Below are 24663 nucleotides of genomic sequence, written 5' to 3' on the forward strand. Positions count from 1 at the left end.
TGCTCCCAGCTGTGGCGGTGACGGCGGCGGACGACCGGGACCGCTGTCGGGCACCCGCCTCGACGCGCCCGGCCGTGCTCAGGAAGTATGGGCGGACATCGGCGGACCGACTGGTACAGGAGCGCACACTTGTCGCCATCCACGGAACACGGCGCCCACGAGGGAGGTGCCGTGCGGGTCGAGCACGGCGCCGACGGGGCTCTGGTCTACGGCTACCTGGACACCGTCGCCACCGTTCGAGGGCGGGCCTCCGACACCGTCCTCGTGCGGTCCGGCACCTCGGAGCGGGCCCGGGCGCGGCCGTACCGCTTCGGGGAGGTCAGCGCCTGTGACATCAGCGGTGACCAGGGACTGAACGTCGTCTCCCGGGTCTCCCCGGGGGCCCACCACCGCGGGTACGCCCTGGGCCTGCTGTTGTCCGGCCGGGGCGCCCTGGAGCAGGACGGGCGCCGGGCGGCACTCTCACCGGGGGACTTCGTGCTCTACAGCGGCGCGCGCCCCTTCCGCCTCGACCTGGGCGGACCCCACCGGTACGTCCTGCTGGGCCTGCCGGAGCACGCGGTTCCGTCACCGCGCGCCGCCGACGTCACCGCCGAGCCGGAGCTGTCGCGCCTGCCGAGCGGCCGCATCCTCGCCGCGACACTGGTCGAGACCGCGCGTGCGGCCGAACGGCTGGGACCGATGGCACGTCGGGACATGGGCGACCACGTCATCGCCATGCTGCGGACCCTGATCCGCGAGTCGGGCCGGGGCGAGACCGTGCCCGACCACCGCCGCGCGCTGCTCGACCGGGTCCAGGACCACATCGAGCGTCACCTCGGGGAGGACCTGTCACCGGAGTCCATCGCGGCGGCCCACCACGTCTCGGTCCGCTCGCTGCACGCGCTCTTCCAACGGCAGGGGGAGACGGTCAACGGCTACGTTCGCCGCCGCAGGCTGGGGTGTATCCGACGTGACCTGGCCGACCCCGGCCTGGCGCACCTGCCCGCCTACGCCGTGGCCGCCCGGTGGGGCATCCGGGACGCGACCCACCTCAGCCGGCTCTTCCGGGCCGAGTTCGGGGTGTCGCCGCGCCGCTTCCGCGAACGGGTCCGTCGGCCGGAGAGCTGACCCGGGCGGGTGGGCGGCCCCGACGGCGCCCTCCTGGCTCCCGGGTCTAGAGTCGCGGCATGACCGAACCCTCCTTCCTCACCGCCACCCGTTCCTCCTACGACGCCATCGCCGACGACTACGCCCTCCGCTTCCACGAGGAGATCGCGGCGAAGCCGCTGGAACGGGCGCTGCTCGTCCTGTTCGCCGAACTCGTGCGCGCCCGGGGCGGGCCCGTCCTGGACGTGGGATGCGGCGGCGGTCAGGTCACCGCACGCCTGCGCGACCTCGGGCTGGACGCGTCGGGCCTGGACCTGTCCCCGGGGATGCTGGCGGTCGCCCGGCGGGAGCACCCCGGACTGGAGTTCCGCGAGGGTTCCATGACCGATCTCGACGTGCCGGACGGCTCCCTCGCCGGGATCGTGGCGATGTACTCGACCATCCACGTCCCGCTGGCCGAGCTCCCGGGCGTGTTCGCCGGGTTCCGCCGGGCACTGGCCCCCGGCGGCGAGTGCCTGGTCGCGTTCCAGTCCGGTGAGGGGGTCCTGCACTTCGACGAGGCGTTCGGGCACGAGGTCTCGCTCGACTTCCACCGGCGCGCCCCGGAGGCGATCGCCGACCTGCTGGAGGAGGCCGGGCTGGAGGTCCACATCCGGACGTGGCGGGCCCCGAACGAGGACGAGCGCACCCCGCACGCCTTCCTGATCGCCCGCCGCCCGGCCTGAGCGTGACCACGCGGGTCTGAGCGACCGCCTCCGGGACGACCTCGCGGGGTCCCCTCCGGGGAGGGCCGCCACCGGGGTCCCGCCCGCCGAACGCCGTGGACCCGACGCCGTGGCGGGGGTCCGGCTCGGGGAACGCCGCGACCGGGGTCAGAGGGGCGTGGGGACCCGTGCCTCCTCCGGCTCGCCCTCGGCCGCCCGCGAACGGGCGGTCAACCGGTCGTCCACCACGCGGATGACGGTGATCGCCGCGATCGCGACGCCCGCCACCGCCAGCCCGGTGAGCAGCTTGCCCGGCTCGCTCACGTCCAGGTCGAAGAACCACTGTCCCAGCGGCGTCACCATGGCCAGGGTCAGCAGCCCCACCATGGACCCCACCAGCACGACCTTCCACCACACGTACGGCCTGGCGACCAGCAGCAGCACCCACAGCGTGGTCGCGCACAGCGTGATCACCACCGCCGTGCGGTCGGCCGGTTCGGGCACCGTCCGCCCGCCCAGCACCAGCAGGTAGGTCGTCACCGCCGCCAGACCGGACACCAGACCCGCCGGGACCGCCAGGCGCAGCGTGCGCAGGACGAACCCCGGGCGGGCGATGTCGGTGTTGGGCGCCAGTGCCAGGAAGAACGACGGGATGCCGAACGTCACCGCGTTGATCAGGGTGGCGTGCCGGGGGAAGAACGGGTAGGCCACCGCCAGCAGCCCCACGATGGTGGCCAGCGTCATCGTGTACACGGTCTTGGTGAGGAACAGGCCAGCGACGCGTTCGATGTTGCCGATCACCCGGCGACCCTCGGCCACCACGCGCGGCAGTGCCGCGAACCGGTCATCCAGGAGCACCAGCTGGGCGACCGAACGCGACGCCGGGCTGCCCGACCCCATCGCCACGCCGATGTCCGCCTCCTTGAGCGCGAGCACGTCGTTGACCCCGTCGCCGGTCATCGCCACCGTGTGCCCGCGCTGACGTAGCCCGCGCACCATGTCGCGCTTGCGCTCGGGCGTCACCCGGCCGAACACCGAGCGCCGCTCGACCTCCTCGGCCATGCCTCCCGCCGTCTCGGGCAGGTCCCGGGCGTCGACCGGGTGCTCCGCCCCGGCCAGGTCCAGCTCGCGGCCGACCGCGCCCACCGACGCCGCGTGGTCGCCGGAGACGATCTTGACGCCCACGCCCTGCTCGGCGAAGTAGTCCAGCGTCGGCGCCGCGTCCTCCCGCACCCTCTGGTCCAGGACCACCAGCGCCGTCGGCCGTACCCGCCCCGGCGCGCCCTCGGCGTCGACCCGCTCCCCGGCGCGCGCCAGCAGCAGCACCCGGTGCCCCCGCGCGCCCAGCCGCGCCGCCTCGGCCGCCGCCGGGTCGTCCGGGGCGACCAGCACGTCGGCGGCCCCCAGCACCCAGTGCTCCTCGCCGCCCGGGGTGAGCAGGCTCGCGCCGCTCCACTTGCGGGCCGAGGAGAACGGCGCGACCGCGGTCACCGGCCAGTCGGGCGCCTCGTGCCCGCCCGCGGCGCACCCCTGGGCGATGGCGGCCATGCTCGGGTTGGGATCCGGGTCGCCGGCCGCCAGCGCCGCCAGGATCCGGGTGGCGGAGTCGGTCCCGTCCCCGCCGCCCAGATCGCGGATCCGCGCCAGGCGCATCCCCGCCTCGGTCAGCGTCCCCGTCTTGTCGGTGCACACCACGTCGACCCGGGCCAACCCCTCGATCGCGGGCAGCTCCTGGACCAGGCACCGGTGGCGGCCCAGCCGGATCACCCCCACGGCGAACGCGATACTGGTGAGCAGGATGAGCCCCTCGGGGATCATCGACACCAGCGCCGCCACCATGCCGCGCAGCGCGTCCGCGAGCGGACCGGAGATCTGACCGCCCGCCACCGGCTCGTCCAGGGTGACGTGGCCGCCCAGGACCAGCTGGCTGTAGACCAGCAGGGCGCCGATCGGGAAGAGCGCGTAGGTGATCCAGGTCAGGATCCGGTTGATCCCCGACCGCAGCTCCGACCGGACCAGCGAGAACCGGCTCGCCTCCTCCGCGAGGCGTGCGGCGTAGGCGTGCCGCCCCACCTTCGTGGCCCGGAACCGACCGTTCCCGGACACCACGAAACTCCCGGACATGACGGTGTCGCCCGGCCGCTTGGCCACGGGGTCGGCCTCGCCGGTCAGCAGCGACTCGTCGACCTCCATCCCCGCCGACCAGGTCACCACGCCGTCCACCACGACCTGGTCGCCCGTGCCCACCTCCAGGACCTCGTCCAGGACGATCTCCTGGGTGGCCACGCGCACCGTCGCCCCCTCGCGGACCACGCGCGGCCGGGCGGCGTTGACGATCGCGAGCCGGTCCAGCGTCCGCTTGGCGCGCAGCTCCTGGACGATGCCGATGAGCGTGTTGATCACGATGACCATCGCGAACAGCCCGTCCTGGACGGGGCCGATGACGGCGATGATGGTGAAGAGCACGGCGATCATCGCGTTGATCCGCGTGAACACGTTGCCCCGGATGATCTGGCCGACGCCGCGGCTGGCGCGCACGGGGACGTCGTTGGTGCGTCCCGCGGCCACGCGTTCGGCGACCTGCTCCCGGCTCAGCCCCGGTTCGGCCGGGGGCCGGGCCGGTCCGGTCGGGCCGGGGGAGGCCACGGCCGAGGCCGTACCGGGTGGGGCGCCGCTGGCGTCCGCTCCGTCGTCGGGACGGTCGGGCTGGTCGGGCACGCGTTACTCCTGTCGGGCACGGGTGTGACGGGGGCGTCGCCGTGTCGCGTGTCCGGCGCTGGTCCGGGGTGGGGCGCGTCACGGTTGGAGCCAGACCAAGACTAGAAGAATCGGGGCGCGTGCTCACTCAGGCGAGCGCCCGACGTCGTGGTGGGGCCACCACCACCCCCGGTCGCAATAGCCGATTCGGACGTGCTGTTGTATGGACGGGGGACACCGTCGAGGGACAAGTCGGGAAGGTCGCCATGTGCACGGTCATCGTCGGATTCGACCCCGGAGCGGACACCCCCTTGGTCGTCGCAGCGATCCGCGACGAGATGAGGGACCGCCCGTGGGACTGGCCCGGTCGCCACTGGCCGGACCATCCCGCGTTGGTCGGGGGCCGCGACCGGTTGGCGGGCGGCACGTGGCTGGCCGTGGATCCGGCACGGCCGCGTGTGGCGGCGCTGCTCAACGGGTGGCCGTGGGACGGCCGGATGCCGTGGGAGACCGCGTACCCGGCCAGCCGGGGCGACCTTCCCCTGCACGCCCTCGCGACGCCCGACCGTGACCCGCTCGACGGCCTGGACCTGACCCGGTACGCCCCCTTCCACCTCCTGGACGCCGACGCCCACCGGGCCATGCTGCACAGCTGGGACGGCGCGCGGCTGGACGCCCGGCCCCTCCCCGTCGGAGTGAGCGTCGTCGTCAACACCGGCCTCGACCCGGTCGACCCCCGCGCGCTCCGCCACACCCCCGAGTTCGCGCGCACCCGCCCCGACGCCGGGCGGCTGGCCGACCTGGCCGACCTGGCCGGGATCTGGGGACGTTGGCCCGACCTGATCACTGCGGCCGCCCACGACGCGCCGCGCTCGGCGGGCACCGACGAGTCCGGGGACCCCTCGGGCCTGATCGCGCACGCCGAGCTCGGCGGCGGGCAGGTGTGGGCCACCGGGTCGGTGACCCTGCTGGCCGCCGACCGCGAGACCGTCCGCTACGCCTTCACCGACACCCCGGCCGACGCGGACGCGTGGCGGTCGATCGACCTCTGACCCGCCGCGTCACCCGGCCGGGACGGGTGGCGCGGGGCGGTGCGGGCCTCCGTGTCGTCACGGATTGGCCGAGTCGGTGGGCGATCCCCGCGATCGGGGTAGGAAAAACACTCCGAAACCGCGTCATAAGCGGTGTGCAGGACCGTGTTCTCGGTGAACGGGGTCGAGGGACGCGTCGGGCGTGCCCTGGCGGCCCTGATCGCGATCCAGACCCGGAAGGACCACTGATGAACGCCAGCTCCGCCCACGACCTCCCCCGCCCCCGCACCCTGACCCCGTACCACGACCCCGCCGCGCTCGTGGGCCGGTGGACGCGTGTGCGCGGCGACCGCGACGACCAGGTCGGGGTCCTCCTGCACGCCACCCGGTCGGTGGCCGCCCGGGGCTGGGAGTGGGCCCTGCGCACGCCGACCGGCGTCGTCACCGGCACGGGCGACCTGCGCGCCACGCCGCTCGGCGGACACGACGACCGCGCGGCGCGCTCGGCCCGCCGCAGACTCCGGGCGGCGCGCGCCGACCTCGCCGAGTTCGCGGACGCCGGTGATCCCGCCCTGGACGAGGTGACCGCCGACCTGGAGCTGCTGGAGCTGGAGTTGGCGGCCCACGCCTGATCCCCGGGCTCGCACCGGCGCCCGTGCCCCGCCACCGCTCCCGGCGGGGCGCGCCACCCCTGTGACGCACACCGCGCCGCGACGCGTCGCCCCCGGTAAACCCTCTGCGTGACCGAAGCGTCTCTCTGGGAGACGGCGCGGTAGCCGTCCCACGCGCACGAGCGCGCGGTCGGGTTCAGGGAGCGGCGATGCGGGGCGGACGGGGCGGGCGGTTGGAGAGCATCGCGTACTGGCTGCTCTACGTGGTCTCGGTGAGCGGCGCGCTGCTGCACTGGCGGCTGGGCGGGGTGCTGTTGGCCGGTGCCTGCGCGGGTTTGGCGGTGCTGAGCGCCGTGCTGATCGCCCGCACGTACCAGGAGGACCTGGCCCCCGACCGCTGAGCGGTCCCCTCGCTACCCGTCGCCCCTGCGGGGGAGCGGAGGGACGAAGCCCGCGCGCGTGTCGATCACCTGTTCCACGAGGATCCCCAGTCGCTCGCGCTGCACGTACCTCCAGGTGCCGTCGCGGTCCTGCCATCCCCAGGACCAGCCGTCCTTCAGGCCGAGGGAGACGTTGCCGAGGTAGGAGGGTCCGATCAGCGCGCGGTCGACGTCCCATCCCCTCGTCCAGGGGAAGCGCCGCCATTCCAGGGTGAAGGCGAGTCCGCGTTGGGTCAGGAAGGCGTCCCGCGCTTCGAGGAAGGGGTCGGGCCTTTCCGGGGGCGTGATTCGGGTGTCCGGAATGCTGTGGATTGCTGGGTTATTCGCGTTTCGGCTCTCGCCGCCTTCGGTGTCGTTCATGGTTCCACACTGAGGTGCAGTACAGATGATCCCGAGTTAGTGACCTGTATCGCTAAAGACAGAGTGTGTGAGGGATCAGTTTCGATACGGTCTGGATCATGGCAGAACACCCCTTGGAACTTCCCTCCTTCGGTGCGGCTCTGCGAGCCGAGCGCAGGAACGCGGGTTTCACCCTGCGTAGGCTCGCATCGGCTTCCCACTTCGCGGTCTCGACGCTATCGAGGTGGGAGAACGACAAAACCACCCCGGTACGTGCGGATGTGGTCAAGCTGGACGAAGCTTTGGGGGCGAATAGGCGTCTGGTTTCCGAGTGGGAATCAGCGACCGGTACCGGCTTCCCTCCATGGATGCGTTCGCCCGGAGCTCGGGAAGAGCGCGCGGTTGCGATCGACACGGTGTCGGTGAACCTAGTTCCGGGCTTGATCCAGTCCCCCATGTATGCGCGCGCGGTTTTCCGGGCGTTCCATCCGAGGGCTGACGACTCCGAGATAGAACGACTCGCACAACTTCGGGTTTCTCGGTATGAATCGTTGACCAGCCGAAACGACCCGCTTGTGACAGCGGTGTTCCCCCTCGGCCCCCTGCGTCACCTGCCCCAGGATTTGAAGGAAGACCAGGTCAAGCACCTTTTGCGCCACCTGGAACGGGGGAGGCTGATTGCCTACCTGATCCCGGAGACGACTCCGATCCTCGCGGTGTCGTCATCTGCGCAGCTCTACCACCTCCCAGACGGTATGACCGTGGCCTCTTCGGACCACGTCCGGGGGAACGTGGTCCTCGAGAAGCCGGGCGACACCGAAGCGATAGAGTGCCTGGTGCGTGACCTGATTGGACTCGCGTCCCCCCGGGGTGAGTCGGTGTCGTTGTTGGAAGGAACGCTTTGATGACGGATGGTTTCCGAAAGAGTTCGTACAGTAATGACGGTGGTCACTGTGTTGAGGTTCGTGAGCACGGCAACGGCGCGGACGTGCGAGACACCCAGAACCGTGACAGGGCGACCCTGACCTTCCCCGCGTCGGAGTGGCGCGCGCTTCTCGCCGTCTCCGTGGAGGAACGACGGTGAGCGACAGGGGCTTCCACAAGTCGAGCTACAGCACGTCGGGGGCGAACTGTGTCGAGGTCAGCGAAGGTCTAGACACCCTGGTCAGGGACACGCAGAATCGGGACAAGGGAACGTTGGCCTTCCCAGCGTCGGAGTGGCGGGCGCTCCTGGAGACCCTGCGCTAGGACCCCCGGAGCCCCCGGCCATGGCCGGTCGGGGGCCTCGAACCCCGATCCGCGTCCCCCTATTCCCACCCTCCCTGGGGGGATCATCACCCGACGAACCCACCCATCCGGGGGCGTTTGGCACACGGGTGTCCGGATAGTCTTCCGGGTATGCGTTCATGGTCTGCGCCTGACATCGTCTCCCTGCCGGGTACCGGCGGCCCGCTGCGTGTCCACGACACCGCCACCGGCCAGCTGCGGACGACGACACCGGGGCCGCGCGCCGGGATGTACGCCTGCGGCATCACCCCCTACGACGCCGCGCACCTCGGCCACGCCTTCACCTACCTGACCTTCGACCTGGTCAACCGGGTCTGGCGGGACGCCGGCCACGACGTCAACTACGTGCAGAACACCACCGACATCGACGACCCCCTCCTGGAGCGGGCCGAGGCGATCGGCGTCGACTGGCGCGACCTCGCCCACCGCGAGATCGACGTGTTCCGCGACGACATGGCCGCCCTGCGGATCATCCCCCCGACCTCCTACGTGGGCGTCGTGGAGTCGGTCGACCTGATCAGCGACCTGGCCGCGCGCATCCGCGACACCGGTGCCGCCTACGAGCTGGACGGCGACCTGTACTTCTCCGTCGACGAGGCCCAGGGGTTCGGCGCGATCAGCCACCTGAGCCGCGAGGAGATGCTCGACCTGTTCGGGCAGCGCGGCGGCGACCCCCGGCGCGAGGGCAAGAAGAACCCGCTGGACTGGCTCCTGTGGCGCGCCGAGCGCCCCGGCGAGCCCGCCTGGGACAGCCCGCTCGGCCGCGGCCGTCCCGGCTGGCACATCGAGTGCAGCGCCATCGCCCTCGACCGGCTCGGCCCGGCCTTCGACCTCAACGGCGGCGGCAGCGACCTGATCTTCCCGCACCACGAGATGGGCGCCGCCGAGACGCGGTGCGCCACCGGCGGCCCCAACGCCCACAACCACCTGCACGTCGGCATGGTCGGCCTGGACGGCGAGAAGATGTCCAAGTCCCTGGGCAACCTGGTGTTCGTGTCCAAGCTGCGCGAGCAGGCCGTCGAACCGGCCGTCATCCGCGTGGCCATGCTCGCCCACCACTACCGCTCCCCCTGGGAGTGGACCGACGCCGAACTCCCGGTCGCCTGCGAGCGGGTGAAGCGCTGGCGCGCGGCCACCGCCCTGGGGTCGGCGCCCGACGCCGCCCCGATGCTGGCCGCCGTGCGCGCCGCCCTGGCCGAGGACCTGGACTCGCCGAAGGCCCTGGCCGCCGTGGACGCCTGGGCCGAGAGCGCCCTGAACGAGGGCGGCGCCGACACCTCCGCCCCGGGGCTGGCGCGAGCCACGGTCGACACCCTGCTGGGCGTGGCGCTGTAGTCCCGGTCGAGAGGACCGTCGGTCGTCCCTGGCATCCTTCGGTCATGCCGACAGCAACGGACATCCTCCGCACCACGGACTGGGCCCAGACCTTCCACGCCTACGGATCCGCCGCCGACGCCCCCGAGGGGCTGTCGACCCTGCTCCGGGACGATCCGGACGCGCTCTCGAAGGGGCTGTACTACTTCAACAGCGCGATCCTCCATCAGGGCACCGTCTACACGGCGACCCCGCCCGCCACCCTGTTCGTGGCCGCGCTGCTGGACGACCTCGCACGTGGGCGGTGGGTCCCCGCCGGGCACGACGACGCCGAAAGGTGGCGGATCGCGCTGCTCGACACCCTCCGGGAGGTGGCCGACGCGGCGGCCGTCGACGAGACCGACGCCGAACTGGCCGACCTCTCCCGACTGTCCGAGGCCGAGCACCGGGAGTTCCTGGACGCCGTCCGCGCCGACGAGGAGGTCTGGGAGGAACACGCCCTGGAGGCCCTGACGTGGCAGGCGCTCGTCGACCTGCGCGCGGCCGCGCCCACCCTGCTGGAGGCGGTGCGTCCCCTCCTCACCCACGACGACCCGGCCACCCGCCTGCACGCGGAGGACGCCGCCTCGGCGATCGCGCGTCTGGGCCGTCTGTAGGTGGATCTGTCCGGGGCCGCCGCCTTCCCCGGGCACGTGCGGTCCACCCTGGTGAACGCCCTCGCCGAAGACTGAGCCCCGGACCCTCAGGGGGCGCTGAAGTCGGGGTACTGGGAACCCGGAGCCCGCTCGGGCAGGAGTCGGACGATCGGGATGCCGTTCACCGGATCCGACCCCACCCGCGCGTAGTCCTCCGGCTCCTCGCCGACCTCACGGCCGAGCGCCCGCATGAGGGCCCTCGCGGTCCCCGGGTGGCGCTCGGCGTAGTGGGCCAGCGCCCGACCGGAATCCTCGGGCGGCAGGGGCACGGCCGTGGCCCGGAACCTCTGGCCGCCCACCTGGAACAGCACCCGGGGTTCGGCCTGGATGTTGCGGAACCACTGGGCGCGACGGCCGTAGGCGGCGGCGACCAGGACCGCCCCGGTGCTGTCGTTGCGCCCCACGACCTCCAGCACCGCCTGCCGCGGCTCGCCGCTGGTGCGCCCCCTGTGCGTGAGCAGGACGAACCGGCGGCCCAGCAGCGGCCCGAGGCCGATCCGGTACAGCCAGATCGGCGCACGGAAGGCGGCGCGCTGGAGCGGTGACTTCGGCGGCTCGGAGATCGTCATGGACGTCGGGCCTTCCTACGTACGGCGCGGGTCGGGCGGCACGAGTGTACGCAGTCGGCACGGCCCGTCCGGGGTCGCCACGCCCGTGGACCGTCGGCACCGGGTGCCACAATCCCGGCATGCGTACAGGAACTGACGTACTCCACAGCACCGACTGGTCCCGGCTCCTCCACGCCCGTGGAATCGCTGCGGACGCGCCCGAGGCGCTCGCTCCGCTGCTCGACTGGGACGAGGCGGGATGGTGTCGTGCGCTCGACTACCTGTACGAGGCCCTCCTCGGCGGGGGCGGGGTGCACCCCGCGACGGTGCCCGCCGTCCTGTTCGTCGCCGGTCTGCTCGACCACCCGGTCGCGGACACGGTTCCGCCCTGGGAGGGGCCCTGGCCGAGGACGTTGCGAGGGGTGCTGTTGGAGTTCCTGGGCGCCGGCGCGCGTGCCGCGTCCGCCGACCTGTCCGACGACGAAATCGGGGCTGCGGCCGAGGCCGACGAGGACGTCGTCGATGGCCTCGTGCGTGCGGTCGCCGACGAGGACGCGGCCGTGGACGCCGACCGACGGGAGGCGGCGTACACGGCGGTGGGGTGGCGGGCGGTGCTCGACTTGCGTGCGGCCGCGCCCGTGCTGTACGAGGCGGTGCGCCCCTATCTGACCGATGCCGACCGGCACGTCCGCCAGCGCGCGGTGGAGGCCGCGGGCGAGTTCGCGTTCCTGGCCGGTCTGGAACCGGACCTGTCCGGGGCGGTGGACCTGGCCGGGACGCGGGACGAGGGGGCCGCCATCGTCCTCGCTCTGGGGAGGAACGGCCACGACACCACGGCCTATCTCACCCACGCCGACCCGGCCATTCGGACCTGTGCCGCGCTGGCCCCGGCCGTGCGCGGCGACGCGGCCGCGACCCGGGAGCTGGTCTCGGCGCTCCTGCGGGGGGAGGAGGTCGAGTCGTGGTTCTCCGTGCGTCCCGGGGCCTTCGACGGCTCCGTCCGGTCGACCCTGGCGCGGGAACTGGACGAGCGCGCCGGGCCGGAGGATCGCGAGGAGCTTCGGGCTCTGGCCGAGGGATGAGCGGTCTGTCCGGAACAGAACGGGATGTCCGGTCGAGTTGCCGTATCGGGACCGGAATCTGCGGCGTTCACCGGATTCTCCCGGCGGAGCGTGATGCAATGGTCACCATGACCACCCCCACGCTCAGCACCGCCGCACGACTCGTCACCGACTTCGTCACCTCCGGCGAGGCGCTGTCCGACCGCGCCGACCTCGCGCGCTTCCTCCGGGAGCACCGACTGGCCACCGACGGGGCCATCCCGATCACCCTCAGCGACCTGGACGAGGCCCTGACGCTGCGCGCCGCCATCCGCGCCGTCCTCACCCGGGGCGAGGGGGACGGCGGGGCCGACCCCGACGTGATGGCGCGCGGTCAGCGGGTGCTCGACGGCCTGCGGGTCACCGTGCGGCTGCTGCCCGAGGCGGACACCGCCGCACCCCTGGCCCCCGCCGTGGTCGACGAGGTGCGTCGTGGGCTGGCGCGGATCGCGGGCGCCTGGGCGGCCGTCCTGGCGACGGGGGAGTGGCGCGACCTCCGGGTTTGACGCGTCGTGGGACCTCCGGCGCCCTCGGCTCCCGCCCGCGCTCAGCCCTCGTCGATCGAGCAGGCGGCGGTCCCGCCGGGCAGCCGGTAGCGGTTGGCGGCCACCCACCGGTAGGCGGCGCGGTTGAGTGCCCGCACGAGCGGCAGCCGGAGCAACCGGCCCAGGGGACGCGCGAGGAACCGGCCGTGGACCAAGGCCTCGGCGACCGCGTCCCCGCCCGCGAAGTGACGCCCGTCGGGGTAGACGATCCACGCCTCCCGGTCGGCCTGCTCCGGAGTGAGGCCGACGGCGGCCAGGTCGAACTCCTGCCAGGCCACGAACGCGGTGCGGGTGCGCACGCGGTCGCGGCCGAAGGCCACCGCGCGCTGGCAGAAGCCGCAGTCCCGGTCGTAGAGGAACGTTCCGGCGCCGCGGATGTCGGGTCCCTCCCGGTGGTACGTCATGTCTTCCATGATGCCCCCGTTCCGGCCGGGCTCCCCTCCACGAAGGCCATCAGGCCAGGTGAAGGTCGCGGAGTTCGTCCTGATACTGGGCGATCTTCGTGGCATCGCCGTACCAGCCGTCGAATCGCGGCTCGGTGCTGAAGGTCGTCGGGTCGAGCAGATGCCCGATCGCGGCGAGCTCGAAGAGGAGCGGTACGAGGCGGATGCCGGCCTCCGTCAGTGTGTACCGTCCGGCCTTGCCCCGGGGGGCCGGCTCGTGGCTCAGGAATCCCATCTCCACGAGGGCGGCGAGGTGGCGCGAGAGCGTCGGGGCGGTGATGCGCTCGCGCGAGTTCGTGAGGATCTCTCGAAAGCCCCTCCTGCCGGAGAACACGATGTCCCGCATGATCACCAGGCTCCAACGGTCGCCGAGCAGCTCGACACCCCGATTGATCGGGCAATCGGAACGACCGACCACCATGCACCTCCGAACGAGTAGTTGCGTAAGCGTATCGCTTCCACCTAGGGTGATGTAGTACGTTTACTTTACTACTTGGAGGGCGCGATGGGCGAGATCACGACGGGGAAAGCTGAACAGACGACCATCCACCTGCGACGACGAATCCCGATGGAGCAGCTCACGCAGTTCCAGGGCGAAGCCTTGGAACTGCTGTGGCGTGGGGTCGAGCAGTCGCCGGGCCGTCAGGTCGGCCACGTGTACGTGCGCTACTGGGACGTGTCCGACGCCGAAGCCGACGTCGAGATCGGGGTGCCCGTCGAGGGGGTCGCCCCCACCGAGCCGCTCGCCGAGGGCTCCCTGCCCGGTGGTTCCCACGCCACGCATCGCCACCTCGGCGAGCACGCCACCCTCAAAGACGCCTATCGGACACTGAACGAGACCGCGGCCAACCGCGCGGTTGCCGGGCCAGCGTGGGAAGTGTACGAATGGATACCGTTGCACACCGCGCCGGATCCGGCCTCCTGGCCTGCGGCGGACGCGTGGTCGACCCTGCTCGTCCAGCCGCTCGAACCGACGACTGGAGAGTGAGCCATGGACGCGGTATGGGGGATCGAGGAGGAGCTTCGGCGCGCGGCCAGCCCTGAACAGGTCGACCTCATCGCCAAACGTGTGCCGCGCGACCAGATCATCGGCGTGCGGATGAAGCACACGTTCGACATCGCGCGATCGCACCGCGACCTCGATCTTGACGTCGTGCGCGCGTTGCTCCGGTCGCGCTGGTACGAGATGCGCATGGTCGCGGTGAGCATCCTCGACGCCCGTGCCCGCCGCTTCGCCGCGTCGGCGCCCGAGCGGACGGCGTTGTACGAGCTCTACCTGGACGAGCACGCGCACATCGATACCTGGGACCTGGTCGACCGCGCGGCGCCCCGCGTCGTCGGCGAATACCTGCTGGACCGTTCCCGCGAACGCCTGCACCGCCTGGCCCGCTCGACCAACCCGTGGGAGCGGAGAACCGCGATCGTCGCCTGCTTCTGGATCATCCGGCACGGCGAGCCGACCGACCCGGTGGCGATACTCGCGGTGCTCGCGGACGACCCCGAGACCTTCGTGCAGACCGCGCTCGGCACGGCGGTCCGGGAACTTCGCCGGGCGCACCCCGACGCCGCCGCGGACTTCGAGCGCGCGTACCCGCTGTCCAGCGCCGCGCGCCGCGCCGCCAGAGTCGGCACCCGCTGATCCCGCGAGTCCTCGGCGTACGAGACCGGAGCAGGGCGAGCGACGTTCGGCTGTCCTGGCGGCCTGACCTCGGGGAACACCTGCACCATGAGGCGCCACCCGGTCTTCGGGAGGAGGAATCGGAGCCTCCCGCCTGAGATCCCCCCGCGCTACCCGCCGCGCGGCAGGGGCGCGATCTCGCCCGCGTGGCGCACCCGCTCCAGGGACGGGGGCGCGTCCAGGGCCCGCAGCGCGGCCACCCGGACGACGTAGTGGGGCTCGACCATGGCGACGGCGGCCCACGCGTAGGGCGAGTGGAGGACGTCGCACTCGTAGGGTGCTCCGTCGATCCCGATCCGCGCCCGCGACCACGACGCGCCCAGGGGGTGGACGCGGGGCTCGGCGTCCGTGTCCCCCTCGGCCCGTCGCTGGAGGAAGTCGTGTTCCGCGCCGAAGCGCCGTACGTGGTCGCGCAGCGGCGGCCAGTCCATGTCCGGCCACCGCCGCGTCGTCACCTCCAGGCCGCTCTCTCCGGCCTCGGCGGCGGAGTAGTGGGCGGTGCACTCCAGCACGTGGTCCTGGAGGGGGGTGAACCCCACGTCTCCCAGGCGCCCCGAGCCCGCCCGCCCGACCGGGGCGAACAGCGGAAGGTCCGCCATCACGCGTTCCACGGAGATCGGTCCGGGCGTGCTCGGCTGGCGGGGTACGTCGCTGAACTCCATGCCGCCGATGCTAGCCCCGTGTCAGGGCGCCTACTCGGAATCGGCCTCCTTGGACTCGACGCGTCCCTGCGCGTGGGGGTCGGCCGCCAGCGCGTCGCGCGCCGCCTGCCAGGCGGAGTCCCCGGGGAAGAGCTCGCTGCGGAGGTAGGCCGAGGTGAGCCGCTGGACGGCGGCCACACGTTCGGGGCTCTCGTCCGTGGTCTCGGCGACGTCGTACCCGGAGACCCCGCCGAGCCCGTGTTCCCCGCCGAACAGGGTGAGCAGGGACTTACGGCCCGGTGAGAGGAGGTACGGATCGGTGTGCCACTCCGGGCCCCGAACCGTCAGGTGGGCGGAGCCGTCCTTGTCGCCCGCCACCACCAGCGCGGGCGTCGTCATCTCGGAGAAGTCCGTGGTCAGGAGGAAGGAATAGTTCTCGGCCCCGAACGGGGTGACGGCGTCGCCGCCTCTGCCGGGCGCGGCGAGCAGCACACCGGCCTTGATCCGCGGCTCGGCCAGGTTCACCTCCGTGCCGTCGTGGGGGTCGGTGAGCCGCGCGCCCAGGAGCAGGCTCGCGGTGTGCCCGCCCATCGAGTGCCCGGCGACGGCGACCTTGTCGTGGTCCAGGCGCCCGCGCAGCTGGGGGACGGCGGCCTCGACGGCGTCGAGCCGGTCGAGGACGCGCGTCATGTCCCGCGCCCGGGACCGCCAGTACAGCGGAGCCTCGGGGTGGTTGGGGTCCAGGACGTGGTTCAGCGTCGTGGAACTCAGGTGGGTGGGCTGGACGACCACGAATCCGTGCGCCGCCCAGTAGTCGGCGAGGGGGCCGTAGCCGTTGAGGGAGGAGAGGTGGTTCGAGTGGCCCTGACCGTGTGAGAGGAGGATGACCGGCAGGCCGTCCCCGGTCAGGGGTGCGGAGACCCGCAGCTGAAGGTCCACGGGCCGGCCGGGAGACGACAGCGTCACCGGGCTGACCGAGAGGACGGGAGTGGGCGAGCCGAGGACGTCGGCGGTGTGGGTCGATTCACGCATGACGCGTCATCCCTTCGAGGGCCTCCGACGCAGGTCACGGGGGACTGGCGTCGGGTGCGGCGGTGAGGAGCACCGGCTCCACGGGAAGCGGAGCGCTGTTCCGTTTACTATGCGGAACGACGCTCCGTTTGTCAAGGGAGTAGTGTTCCGTTGTGTCGGCGACCGTCGGAGGGAGAGCGTGGTGACCAGTGCGGATCGGTCCGGCGAGGCGCCGGTCAGAGCCAAGCGGGCCGACGCGCGGCGCAACGAGCGCAAGCTGCTGGACGCCGCCGCCTCGGTGTTCGTGGACTCCGGCGTCGACGCGCCCATCCGGGAGATCGCGGCCAGCGCGGGCGTCGGGATGGGGACGATCTACCGCCACTTCCCGACGCGGGCGGACCTGGTCGTCGCCGTCTACCGCCACCAGGTCGAGGCCTGCGCCGAAGCGGGCCCGGCCCTGCAGGACGGCGCCGAGTCCCCGTTCACGGCACTACGGGAGTGGGTGGACCTCTTCGTCGACTTCCTCGTGACGAAACACGGACTCGCCCACGCGATGGGATCGGACAGCAGCGGATTCGACACGCTGCACGCCTACTTCCTCGACCGCCTGGTACCCGTCTGCGAGCGGTTGCTCGACGCGGCGGTCGACGCGGGCGAGATCAGACCGGGCACGCGGGCCTACGAACTGATGCGCGGCATCGGCAACCTCTGCATCGGGAGCGACAGCGACCCCGACTACGACCCACGACGCATGGTCGAACTGCTGCTGCGGGGGCTGCGGCGACCGGTGTCGTCCTGAGGTCGGCGCACCGCTCCCGCACGGCGGGCACGCGGGCAGTCCGCGGCCGCGCGGGCCGCCTCCGGCGCCCGATCGCCCCGGATCAGCCGTCGTCGCGGCGGCGCAGGTAGCGCTCGAACTCGCGCGCGATCGCGTCGCCGGACGCCTCCGGCAGTTCGGCGGTGTCCTTGGCCTCCTCCAGGCCGCGCACGTAGGCGGAGATGTCCTCGTCCTCGGCGGTGAGCTCGTTGACGTTGGACTCCCACGACACCGCCTCCTCGGGCAGGTCGCCCAGCGGCACCGTCACCCCGAGGAACTCCTCCACCCAGCCCAGCAGCGCCAGCGTCGCCTTCGGGCACGGCGGCTGCGCCACGTAGTGCGGGATGGCCGCCCACAGCGACACCGTCTCGATCCCGACCTCGCTGAACGTCTCGTGCGCCACGCCCACGATGCCGGTCGGGCCCGAGTAGGTGGTCGGCTCCAGACCGTGTCCGTCGCCCAGCTCCACCGGCGAGGCGATGCCGGTCACCGGGATCGGCCGGGTGTGCGGCGCGTCGGCCAGCAACGACCCCAGCATCACCGCGCGCTCCACGCCCAGCTGCCGCGCGATCGCCAGCAGGTCGGCCGTGTACGAACGCCACCGCATGTTCGGCTCGGGGCCGGTCACCAGGAGCACGTCGCGCTCGGCGCCGGGCGGGGTGGCCAGCGCCACACGTGTGGTGGGCCACTCGACCTTGCCGACCAGACCGTTGACCACGGACATGCGCGGCCGGGTGACCTGGAAGTCGTAGTAGTCGTCCGGGGTGAGCGCGCACAGCTCATCGGCGTCCCACACCCTCGACAGGTGCTCGACGGCGAGGGTGGCGGCCTCCCCGGCGTCGTTCCAGCCCTCGAACGCCGCCACCATGATCGGATCGACAAGCTCCCGGGTGAGCTTGATCATTGGCGGCCCCTTCCTGCGCGCGGACGAACTCCACCCTATGGGGTGCCGCCCCGGCCTGGAAACCGGTATTCCGGGTGGGTGCGGACCGCCCGAGCTCCGGCTCGGCCGGTGCTTCCGTGGTGCGAACGGCCTGGAAACGCACGGAAATCCGTCTGATTGAACCCGTGCGGAGCGGGCCCGACGCGCATATCGTGGAACGCACGTCTCATATGCCGAAACGCCTGATGGGGTAGCCTCGCAGCCAGCGACTGCCGTGGACAGAGCCGTCCCCAGGCGCCCGACCCGACCGCGCCGAGGGTCGGCCCAGCACCGCGCTCCGCGCCGGTCGGCCTGGGCCCGTCCAGCGCGCCCAAGACTAGAGTTGCGGATTGATGAGAGCTCGCCTGACCTTCCGTGAAGCACTGTCCCAGCGTGTCATCGTCGCGGACGGAGCGATGGGCACCATGCTCCAGGCGCACGATCTCGACCTCGACCAGTTCGAGGGCCACGAGGGCTGCAACGACATCCTCAACGTCACCCGCCCCGACATCGTCCACGACACCCACGCCGCCTTCCTCGCGGTGGGTTCGGACTGCGTCGAGACCAACACCTTCTCCGCGAACTACGGCGGCCTGGCCGAGTACGGCATCGAGGACCGCGCCTACGAGATCGCGGAGGCGGGCGCCCGCGTCGCCCGCCAGGCCGCCGACGCCTACTCGACCCCCGACCACCCCCGCTACGTCCTCGGGTCGGTCGGCCCCGGCACCAAGCTGCCCACCCTGGGCCACGCGCCCTACGCCCTCCTGCGCGACCACTACGAGCAGTGCCACCGCGGTCTCATCGACGGCGGCGCCGACGCCATCCTCATCGAGACCTGCCAGGACCTGCTCCAGGTCAAGGCCGCCGTGGTCGCCGCCCAGCGTGCCCGCAAGGCCCTGGGCAGCGACATCCCGATCATCGCCCAGGTCACCATCGAGACCACCGGCACCATGCTCGTCGGGTCGGAGATCGGCGCCGCGCTGACCTCGCTGGCGCCGCTCGGCATCGACGTCATCGGCCTGAACTGCGCCACCGGCCCCGCCGAGATGAGCGAGCACCTGCGCTACCTGTCGCACCACTCGCCCATCCCGATCTCCTGCATGCCCAACGCGGGCCTGCCCCAGCTCGGCGCGAACGGCGCGGTCTACCCCCTCACCCCGGCCGAGCTGGCCGACGCCCACGACGCCTTCACCTCCGAGTTCGGCCTGAGCATGGTCGGCGGCTGCTGCGGCACCACGCCCGAGCACCTGCGCCAGGTGGTCGAGCGCGTCCAGGGACGCGGGATCAGGGACCGCAAGCCCGTGGTCGAGGCCGCCGCGTCCTCGATCTACCAGAGCGTTCCCTTCCGCCAGGACGCCAGCTACCTCGCGGTCGGCGAGCGCACCAACGCCAACGGCTCCAAGAAGTTCCGCACCGCCATGCTGGAGGAGCGCTGGGACGACTGCGTGGAGATGGCGCGCGACCAGATCCGCGACGGCGCCCACCTGCTCGACCTCAACATCGACTACGTGGGCCGGGACGGCGTGCGCGACATGCGCGAGCTGGCCTCGCGCTTCGCGACCTCCTCGACCCTGCCGATCATGCTCGACTCCACCGAGCCCGCCGTCCTGGAGGCCGGGCTGGAGGCGCTGGGCGGCCGCGCGGTGATCAACTCGGTCAACTACGAGGACGGCGACGGCCCCGACTCGCGCTTCACCCGGATCATGGAGTTGGTGAAGGAGCACGGCGCGGCCGTGGTCGGGCTGTGCATCGACGAGGAGGGCCAGGCCCGTACCGCCGAGTGGAAGCTGCGCGTGGCCAGCCGCCTGATCGAGCAGATCACCGGCGAGTGGGGCCTGAGGACCGGCGACATCGTCATCGACTGCCTCACCTTCCCCGTCACCACCGGGCAGGAGGAGACGCGCCGCGACGGCATCGAGACCCTCGACGCCATCCGCGAGCTCAAGCGCCGCTACCCCGACGTGCAGACCACGCTCGGCCTGTCCAACCTGTCGTTCGGCGTCAACCCGGCCGCGCGCATCGTGCTGAACTCGGTGTTCCTGCACGAGGCGGTCGAGGCGGGCCTGGACTCGGCGATCGTGCACGCCTCCAAGATCGTGCCGATCAACCAGATCCCCGACGAGCAGCGCGAGGTCGCCCTCGACCTGGTCTACGACCGGCGCGCCGGAGACTACGACCCGCTGGCGCGGTTCATCGAGCTGTTCGAGGGCGTGGACGCCAAGTCCATGAGGGCCTCCCGCGCCCAGGAGCTGGCCGCCCTGCCGCTGTGGGAGCGCCTGGAGCGGCGGATCGTCGACGGCGAGCTCACCGGGATCGAGGCCGACCTGGACGCGGCGCTGGCGGAGAAGCCCGCGCTGGCGATCGTCAACGACACCCTCCTGGAGGGGATGAAGACCGTCGGTGAGCTGTTCGGCTCCGGCCAGATGCAGTTGCCGTTCGTGCTCAAGTCCGCCGAGGTCATGAAGGGCGCGGTCGCCTACCTCGAACCGCACATGGACAGGACCGACGACGACGGCAAGGGGCGCATCGTCCTGGCCACCGTCAAGGGCGACGTCCACGACATCGGCAAGAACCTCGTCGACATCATCCTGTCCAACAACGGCTACGACGTCGTCAACATCGGGATCAAGCAGCCGGTGTCGGCGATCCTGGAGGCCGCCGAGCGCGAGCGCGCCGACGTCATCGGCATGTCCGGGCTGCTGGTCAAGTCCACGGTGATCATGAAGGAGAACCTGGAGGAGATGAACTCCCGGGGTCTGTCCGAGCGCTTCCCGGTGCTCCTGGGCGGCGCGGCGCTCACCCGTTCCTACGTGGAGCAGGACCTGGCGGAGATGTACCGGGGAGAGGTCCGCTACGCCAAGGACGCCTTCGAGGGGCTGCGCCTGATGGACAGCTTCATGGCCGTCAAGCGCGGCGAGGCGGGCGCCGAACTGCCCGCCCTGCGCCAGCGCAGGGTGCGCCGGGGCGCCACGCTGAAGGTGACCGAGCCCGAGGACATGCCCGCGCGCAGCGACGTGGCCACCGACAACCGCGTGCCGACGCCGCCGTTCTGGGGCGACCGGATCAGCAAGGGCATCCCGCTGGCCGACTACGCCGCCTTCCTCGACGAGCGCGCCACGTTCATGGGCCAGTGGGGGCTCAAGGCCTCCCGGGGCGGCGACGGCCCCACCTACGAGGAGCTGGTCGAGACGGAGGGCCGTCCGCGGATGCGGATGTGGCTGGACCGCATCCAGACCGACGGCCTGCTGGAGGCGGCCGTCGTGCACGGGCACTTCCCCTGCTACAGCGAGGGCGACGACCTCGTGGTGCTGGACGAGGACGGCCGGGCCGAGCGCACGCGTTTCACGTTCCCGCGCCAGCGCCGCGACCGCCACCTGTGCCTGGCCGACTTCTTCCGGCCCAAGGAGTCGGGGGAGCTGGACGTGGTGTCCTTCCAGGTCGTGACCGTGGGTTCGGCGATCAGCCGGGCCACCGCCGCGCTGTTCGAGAAGAACGCCTACCGCGACTACCTCGAACTGCACGGGCTGTCGGTCCAGCTGACCGAGGCGCTGGCCGAGTACTGGCACACGCGGGTCCGCGCCGAGCTGGGCTTCGCGGGCGAGGACCCGGCCGAGCTGGAGGCCTTCTTCAAGCTCGGCTACCGCGGCGCGCGGTTCTCCCTCGGGTACGGGGCCTGCCCCAACCTGGAGGACCGGGCCAAGATCATGCGGCTGCTGGAGCCGGAGCGGGTGGGGGTCACGCTGTCGGAGGAGTTCCAGCTCGTCCCCGAGCAGGCCACCGACGCGATCGTCATCCACCACCCGGAGGCGACCTACTTCAACGTCTGACCTGTTCCGGCCGCCCGGTACCATCGGCGTTCCGTGCCCGGCCCCGTCCCCGTGACCAGGGTGTGCGTCCGCCGACCCGCCCCGGGGGCGGGGCCGCGCCGTGCGGCGGGCGGATCCGAGTGTTCGCGGTGTGGACGGTCACACTTCACGCCGCGGGCGCCCGCGGGCGGCCACGGCCGTGGGACCCTGGGCGGTCCGTGGGCGCACGGTTTCGGGGGCGTCCGAACGACACGAGAGGGGAGAGCGTGGCGGCGGTCCGCCGAGGGCGGGACGGTGCCACCGAGAGCATGACTGAACCGAGTACGACGGGCGGCCGGACGGCCGGAGAGCGTCGCCTCCAGGCGGTGCTGGTGGACATGGACGGGACGCTCATCGAGAGCGAGCACCTGTGGGGGGAGTCCGAGGCAGAACTCGTCGCGGAGCTGGGCGGCGTGTGGACCGAGGAGGACCACGAGCGCAACGTCGGCAACGCGGCCGAGCCCGTGGGCCGGTACATCATCGGGCTGACCGGGGTGGACCTGACGCCGCGCCAGGTCGCCGACCGCCTCTACGAGAAGTTCCGCGCCAAGCTGGAGGACGGCGCCGAGCTGCGTCCGGGGGCCAAGCAGCTGGTCTCGATGGTGGCGGACGCGGGGATCCCCGTGTCGCTGGTGACCTCCACCGAACGCGCGCTGATCAGCGCGGCGATCGGCGGGATCGGGCTGGAGAGCTTCGACGACTCCGTGGCCGGCGACGAGGTCGGCGCGAACAAGCCCGACCCCGACCCCTACCTCATCGCCGCCCGGCGGCTCGGCGTGGACCCCCGCCGCTGCGTGGCCTTCGAGGACTCCGTGGTGGGTGTGGCCTCCGCGGCGTCGGCGGGCTGTGCGACGGTCGCCGTGCCCAACCACGTGGAGATCGCCCCGCGCGAGGGCGTGGTGTTCCGGGAGTCGCTGGTGGGTGTGGACCTGGAGTGGCTGGAGTCGCTGGTCGCCGACCGCTGACCTCCCTCCCCGACGGGGCCGTGACGCCGGGCGTCGCGGCCCCGCGTCGTCGCTCCGGCGACGGCTCCGAGGGCGTGTGTACCGTGGAGGCGAGGGCCCCGGGCGGGCGCCGGACCGGGGGACTCCCTAAGGGATCGGCCTGATGTGCGCGACGGCGCCGGATGGGAGACTGGCGACATGTTCGAGCTTCCTGAGAACCTGCCAGTCCCCGATCTGACCGTGGGCGCGGTGCTCACCGGGCTGGGGCTGATCGTCTCCTTCCTCCTCTGGCGCTGGAGGGGCGCCGCCTCGGGCGTGCGCGGCCTGGCCTGGTCGCTGGTGCCCCTGGCCGTGGCCCTGCTCGGGCTGATGAGCGTGGTCTGGGCGTTCGTCCGCGGGGTCGCGGGCGTCCTGACGGGGCTGCTGTTCAGCCCGCTGGTGTGGGCCGGGGTGGTCCTGTCCGGCCTGGCCGTGGTGCTCTACATCGCTTCCGGGGTCATGCGCTCGCGGGGCGTGGGCACCGCGCCGCGCTCGGGGAAGGCCAAGGACAAGGCCGCGGAGGGCGGCGAGGGCGGCAAGGCGGCCGCCGGTCGCGGCGCCGCCGCGCCCCAGGTGGGCTCCTCGTCGGGCGGCAAGACCGCCCCCGCCGACGACCTGTCCGACTTCGGCGACATCGAGGAGCTGCTGCGCAAGCGCGGGATCGACTAGGTTCCGTCGCCCGGTGCGGTCACCCCGCGGACCCGCGCTCCTCGTCCGCGGAGACCGTGCCTAGGCCTGCTCCCCATCCCAGCCCCAGCGGGGAGTGGGGCCCGGATCGCCCAGATCCGTTCCGGCGGGGGACCGGGACACGTCGCGGGCGATCCGCGTCCCCCAGTCGAAGTACTCCAGCACCGTCCGTCGGAGACGGGCGTCCTCGGGCAGTTCGCGCCGCACGGCCTGGTCCATCAGCTCCATCCACCGGGCCCGCTGCTCCTCGGTGATGGACAGGCCCAGGTGGCTGCGGAGCAGTGCCTGGTGTCCGCCGAGCCGCTCGGTGAAGTCCGCCGGTCCGCCGAACACCTCGGCCAGCCACACCGCCACGTGCTCGCGGTGCTCGGGGGTGAAGTCGGCGAAGACCGGGGCCAGCAGGGGATCCGCCAGGACCAGCGTGTAGAAGGCCCCGGAGAGCCGCCGCAGGGCCTCCTCCCCGCCCACCGCCTCGAACAGTGTCCCGGGGCGCGGGGTCCCGGCGCTGCCGTGGACGGGGGTCGACGCGTAGTGGCTCATCTCCTCGATGTCCCCGATGAAGGGTCGGACCGACTCCAGGAACGGGGGGAAGTGCGGGCCGCCGCGGAAGCCCTTCTCGTGGTCCTCCCGTGAGGTCCACTCGATGCGCAGCACGTAGCGCGCGGGATCCTCGACGCCGTGGGACAGGTCGTAGCCCAGACAGTAGGGCGAGGCGTCCAACCAGGCCGCCGCGTCCGCGTAGGCCCGCTCGAACGCGGCTCGGCGCTCGGGGGCGCTGATGCGGTACCGGACGTACTCCAGGGTCATCGCTGCTCCAGCCGAAGGGGGGCGCCCCGCCGGGAATCCCGGGTGGGACGGCGCGCACGCGCGGTCCCAGAGTATGCGGGCTCCCGCGCGCGCTCGGTGCTCACTCCGGCCGTCCTCGGAGCGGACGGCCGGTCCGGGCGCCGCCGCGCACAGGCGGTCCCACGCCACCCCCTACCACTCCCGGCACGTGCGTCGGACCGCGTGCTCCCCGCCGGGTGTCCGCCGTCGGCCCCGGCCGCCCCCGCGGCGAACGCGGCCGGTCTCCCCGGTGACGGGGAACGAACCGGCAACGGAACGGTGACGACCCGGACGACGGCTCCGCACCGGCGGAGCCGTCGTCGCTTGGTGAATGCGGGCGGACACTCTCGGAGTCATAGCACTTGCCATAGCGTTCCCTCTTTCGGGCCGATCCCCCTGAAATCAGGGCGT

The 24663-nt window shown here is 72.3% G+C and carries 27 protein-coding genes; 18 read left to right on the plus strand and 9 right to left on the minus strand.

Features of this window, described 5'->3' with window-relative positions:
• Window positions 1-129 precede the first annotated feature (129 nt).
• Both AB0I72_RS23960 and AB0I72_RS23965 read left to right on the plus strand, forming a co-directional pair.
• Entirely contained in the window at window positions 130-1110 is a 981-nt protein-coding gene (locus AB0I72_RS23960) for a helix-turn-helix domain-containing protein (RefSeq protein ID WP_358572404.1), read from the plus strand.
• Between the two features lie 59 nt (window positions 1111-1169).
• Window positions 1170-1814, plus strand: coding sequence for a methyltransferase domain-containing protein (locus AB0I72_RS23965; protein ID WP_358572406.1), 645 nt, complete (start codon window positions 1170-1172; stop codon window positions 1812-1814).
• 147 nt (window positions 1815-1961) lie between these two features.
• Here the strand turns inward: AB0I72_RS23965 and AB0I72_RS23970 are convergent, their stop codons facing one another.
• Entirely contained in the window at window positions 1962-4439 is a 2478-nt protein-coding gene (locus AB0I72_RS23970; protein WP_358572540.1) for an HAD-IC family P-type ATPase, read from the minus strand.
• Window positions 4440-4756: 317 nt separating this feature from the next.
• On the opposite strand from AB0I72_RS23970, the gene AB0I72_RS23975 reads away from it, so the two are divergent.
• The 3 genes from AB0I72_RS23975 (at window position 4757) to AB0I72_RS23985 (ending at window position 6533) form a co-directional block, all read left to right on the plus strand.
• Complete coding sequence (locus AB0I72_RS23975) at window positions 4757-5542, plus strand: NRDE family protein (RefSeq protein ID WP_358572408.1); 786 nt, start codon at window positions 4757-4759, stop codon at window positions 5540-5542.
• Between the two features lie 227 nt (window positions 5543-5769).
• Window positions 5770-6153, plus strand: a complete 384-nt coding sequence (locus AB0I72_RS23980) for a hypothetical protein (RefSeq protein ID WP_358572410.1) — start codon at window positions 5770-5772, stop codon at window positions 6151-6153.
• 188 nt (window positions 6154-6341) lie between these two features.
• Window positions 6342-6533: a hypothetical protein gene (locus AB0I72_RS23985; protein WP_358572412.1), complete on the plus strand. Its 192-nt coding sequence runs from the start codon at window positions 6342-6344 to the stop codon at window positions 6531-6533.
• Window positions 6534-6545: 12 nt separating this feature from the next.
• Here the strand turns inward: AB0I72_RS23985 and AB0I72_RS23990 are convergent, their stop codons facing one another.
• Window positions 6546-6932, minus strand: coding sequence for a hypothetical protein (locus AB0I72_RS23990; RefSeq protein WP_358572414.1), 387 nt, complete (start codon window positions 6930-6932; stop codon window positions 6546-6548).
• A gap of 98 nt (window positions 6933-7030) precedes the next feature.
• Between AB0I72_RS23990 and AB0I72_RS23995 the strand changes: the two genes are divergently transcribed.
• The 5 genes from AB0I72_RS23995 to AB0I72_RS24015 all read left to right on the plus strand — a co-directional run bounded on the left by AB0I72_RS23995 (window position 7031) and on the right by AB0I72_RS24015 (window position 10168).
• The gene (locus AB0I72_RS23995) at window positions 7031-7816 is read left to right on the plus strand and encodes a Scr1 family TA system antitoxin-like transcriptional regulator (RefSeq protein ID WP_358572416.1); all 786 of its coding nucleotides are present in this window, start codon (window positions 7031-7033) and stop codon (window positions 7814-7816) included.
• Entirely contained in the window at window positions 7816-7995 is a 180-nt protein-coding gene (locus AB0I72_RS24000; RefSeq protein ID WP_358572418.1) for a DUF397 domain-containing protein, read from the plus strand. The genes AB0I72_RS23995 and AB0I72_RS24000 overlap by 1 nt, the downstream gene beginning before the upstream one ends.
• Window positions 7992-8159 carry a DUF397 domain-containing protein gene (locus AB0I72_RS24005; RefSeq protein ID WP_358572420.1) on the plus strand — a complete coding sequence of 56 codons (168 nt, stop codon included), beginning with the start codon at window positions 7992-7994 and terminating at the stop codon, window positions 8157-8159. Before AB0I72_RS24000 ends, AB0I72_RS24005 begins: the two co-directional genes overlap by 4 nt.
• A 150-nt stretch (window positions 8160-8309) precedes the next feature.
• Window positions 8310-9533: a cysteine--1-D-myo-inosityl 2-amino-2-deoxy-alpha-D-glucopyranoside ligase gene (gene mshC, locus AB0I72_RS24010; protein ID WP_358572422.1), complete on the plus strand. Its 1224-nt coding sequence runs from the start codon at window positions 8310-8312 to the stop codon at window positions 9531-9533.
• A gap of 44 nt (window positions 9534-9577) precedes the next feature.
• Window positions 9578-10168, plus strand: coding sequence for a hypothetical protein (locus tag AB0I72_RS24015; RefSeq protein ID WP_358572424.1), 591 nt, complete (start codon window positions 9578-9580; stop codon window positions 10166-10168).
• Window positions 10169-10254: 86 nt separating this feature from the next.
• Here AB0I72_RS24015 and AB0I72_RS24020 read toward each other — a convergent pair whose 3' ends face one another.
• Window positions 10255-10776 (minus strand): nitroreductase family deazaflavin-dependent oxidoreductase, encoded by a 522-nt coding sequence (locus AB0I72_RS24020; protein WP_358572426.1) that lies wholly within the window; start codon window positions 10774-10776, stop codon window positions 10255-10257.
• A gap of 119 nt (window positions 10777-10895) precedes the next feature.
• Here AB0I72_RS24020 and AB0I72_RS24025 point away from each other — a divergent pair, with 119 nt between their 5' ends.
• Both AB0I72_RS24025 and AB0I72_RS24030 read left to right on the plus strand, forming a co-directional pair.
• Window positions 10896-11837, plus strand: coding sequence for a hypothetical protein (locus AB0I72_RS24025; protein ID WP_358572428.1), 942 nt, complete (start codon window positions 10896-10898; stop codon window positions 11835-11837).
• 107 nt (window positions 11838-11944) lie between these two features.
• Window positions 11945-12361 carry an ABATE domain-containing protein gene (locus tag AB0I72_RS24030; RefSeq protein WP_358572430.1) on the plus strand — a complete coding sequence of 139 codons (417 nt, stop codon included), beginning with the start codon at window positions 11945-11947 and terminating at the stop codon, window positions 12359-12361.
• A gap of 41 nt (window positions 12362-12402) precedes the next feature.
• On the opposite strand, the gene AB0I72_RS24035 is transcribed toward AB0I72_RS24030, so the two are convergent.
• Window positions 12403-12804, minus strand: a complete 402-nt coding sequence (locus tag AB0I72_RS24035) for a DCC1-like thiol-disulfide oxidoreductase family protein (RefSeq protein WP_358572432.1) — start codon at window positions 12802-12804, stop codon at window positions 12403-12405.
• Between the two features lie 49 nt (window positions 12805-12853).
• A complete protein-coding gene (locus AB0I72_RS24040) occupies window positions 12854-13264 on the minus strand; it encodes a helix-turn-helix domain-containing protein (RefSeq protein ID WP_358572434.1) in 411 nt (136 codons plus the stop codon).
• 84 nt (window positions 13265-13348) lie between these two features.
• Between AB0I72_RS24040 and AB0I72_RS24045 the strand changes: the two genes are divergently transcribed.
• Window positions 13349-13831 (plus strand): GyrI-like domain-containing protein, encoded by a 483-nt coding sequence (locus AB0I72_RS24045; protein WP_358572436.1) that lies wholly within the window; start codon window positions 13349-13351, stop codon window positions 13829-13831.
• Between the two features lie 3 nt (window positions 13832-13834).
• Window positions 13835-14482 (plus strand): DNA alkylation repair protein, encoded by a 648-nt coding sequence (locus AB0I72_RS24050; RefSeq protein WP_358572438.1) that lies wholly within the window; start codon window positions 13835-13837, stop codon window positions 14480-14482.
• A gap of 149 nt (window positions 14483-14631) precedes the next feature.
• Here the strand turns inward: AB0I72_RS24050 and AB0I72_RS24055 are convergent, their stop codons facing one another.
• Both AB0I72_RS24055 and AB0I72_RS24060 read right to left on the minus strand, forming a co-directional pair.
• Window positions 14632-15183 (minus strand): hypothetical protein, encoded by a 552-nt coding sequence (locus AB0I72_RS24055; RefSeq protein WP_358572439.1) that lies wholly within the window; start codon window positions 15181-15183, stop codon window positions 14632-14634.
• A 30-nt stretch (window positions 15184-15213) separates the two neighbouring features.
• Complete coding sequence (locus AB0I72_RS24060) at window positions 15214-16194, minus strand: chlorophyllase (protein WP_358572441.1); 981 nt, start codon at window positions 16192-16194, stop codon at window positions 15214-15216.
• 181 nt (window positions 16195-16375) lie between these two features.
• Here AB0I72_RS24060 and AB0I72_RS24065 point away from each other — a divergent pair, with 181 nt between their 5' ends.
• Complete coding sequence (locus AB0I72_RS24065; RefSeq protein ID WP_358572443.1) at window positions 16376-16972, plus strand: TetR/AcrR family transcriptional regulator; 597 nt, start codon at window positions 16376-16378, stop codon at window positions 16970-16972.
• Window positions 16973-17054: 82 nt separating this feature from the next.
• Here the strand turns inward: AB0I72_RS24065 and AB0I72_RS24070 are convergent, their stop codons facing one another.
• Window positions 17055-17894 (minus strand): PAC2 family protein, encoded by an 840-nt coding sequence (locus AB0I72_RS24070; RefSeq protein WP_358572445.1) that lies wholly within the window; start codon window positions 17892-17894, stop codon window positions 17055-17057.
• A gap of 371 nt (window positions 17895-18265) precedes the next feature.
• Between AB0I72_RS24070 and metH the strand changes: the two genes are divergently transcribed.
• The 3 genes from metH (at window position 18266) to AB0I72_RS24085 (ending at window position 23409) form a co-directional block, all read left to right on the plus strand.
• Entirely contained in the window at window positions 18266-21739 is a 3474-nt protein-coding gene (gene metH, locus AB0I72_RS24075) for a methionine synthase (RefSeq protein ID WP_358572542.1), read from the plus strand.
• A gap of 287 nt (window positions 21740-22026) precedes the next feature.
• Window positions 22027-22722 carry an HAD family phosphatase gene (locus tag AB0I72_RS24080; RefSeq protein ID WP_358572447.1) on the plus strand — a complete coding sequence of 232 codons (696 nt, stop codon included), beginning with the start codon at window positions 22027-22029 and terminating at the stop codon, window positions 22720-22722.
• A gap of 177 nt (window positions 22723-22899) precedes the next feature.
• Window positions 22900-23409, plus strand: a complete 510-nt coding sequence (locus AB0I72_RS24085; protein ID WP_358572449.1) for a cellulose synthase — start codon at window positions 22900-22902, stop codon at window positions 23407-23409.
• 60 nt (window positions 23410-23469) lie between these two features.
• On the opposite strand, the gene AB0I72_RS24090 is transcribed toward AB0I72_RS24085, so the two are convergent.
• Window positions 23470-24234, minus strand: a complete 765-nt coding sequence (locus AB0I72_RS24090; RefSeq protein WP_358572451.1) for an antibiotic biosynthesis monooxygenase — start codon at window positions 24232-24234, stop codon at window positions 23470-23472.
• Window positions 24235-24663 lie beyond the last annotated feature (429 nt).

It is taken from the genome of Nocardiopsis sp. NPDC049922 (genome assembly GCF_040660275.1).
Lineage (GTDB): Bacteria > Actinomycetota > Actinomycetes > Streptosporangiales > Streptosporangiaceae > Nocardiopsis.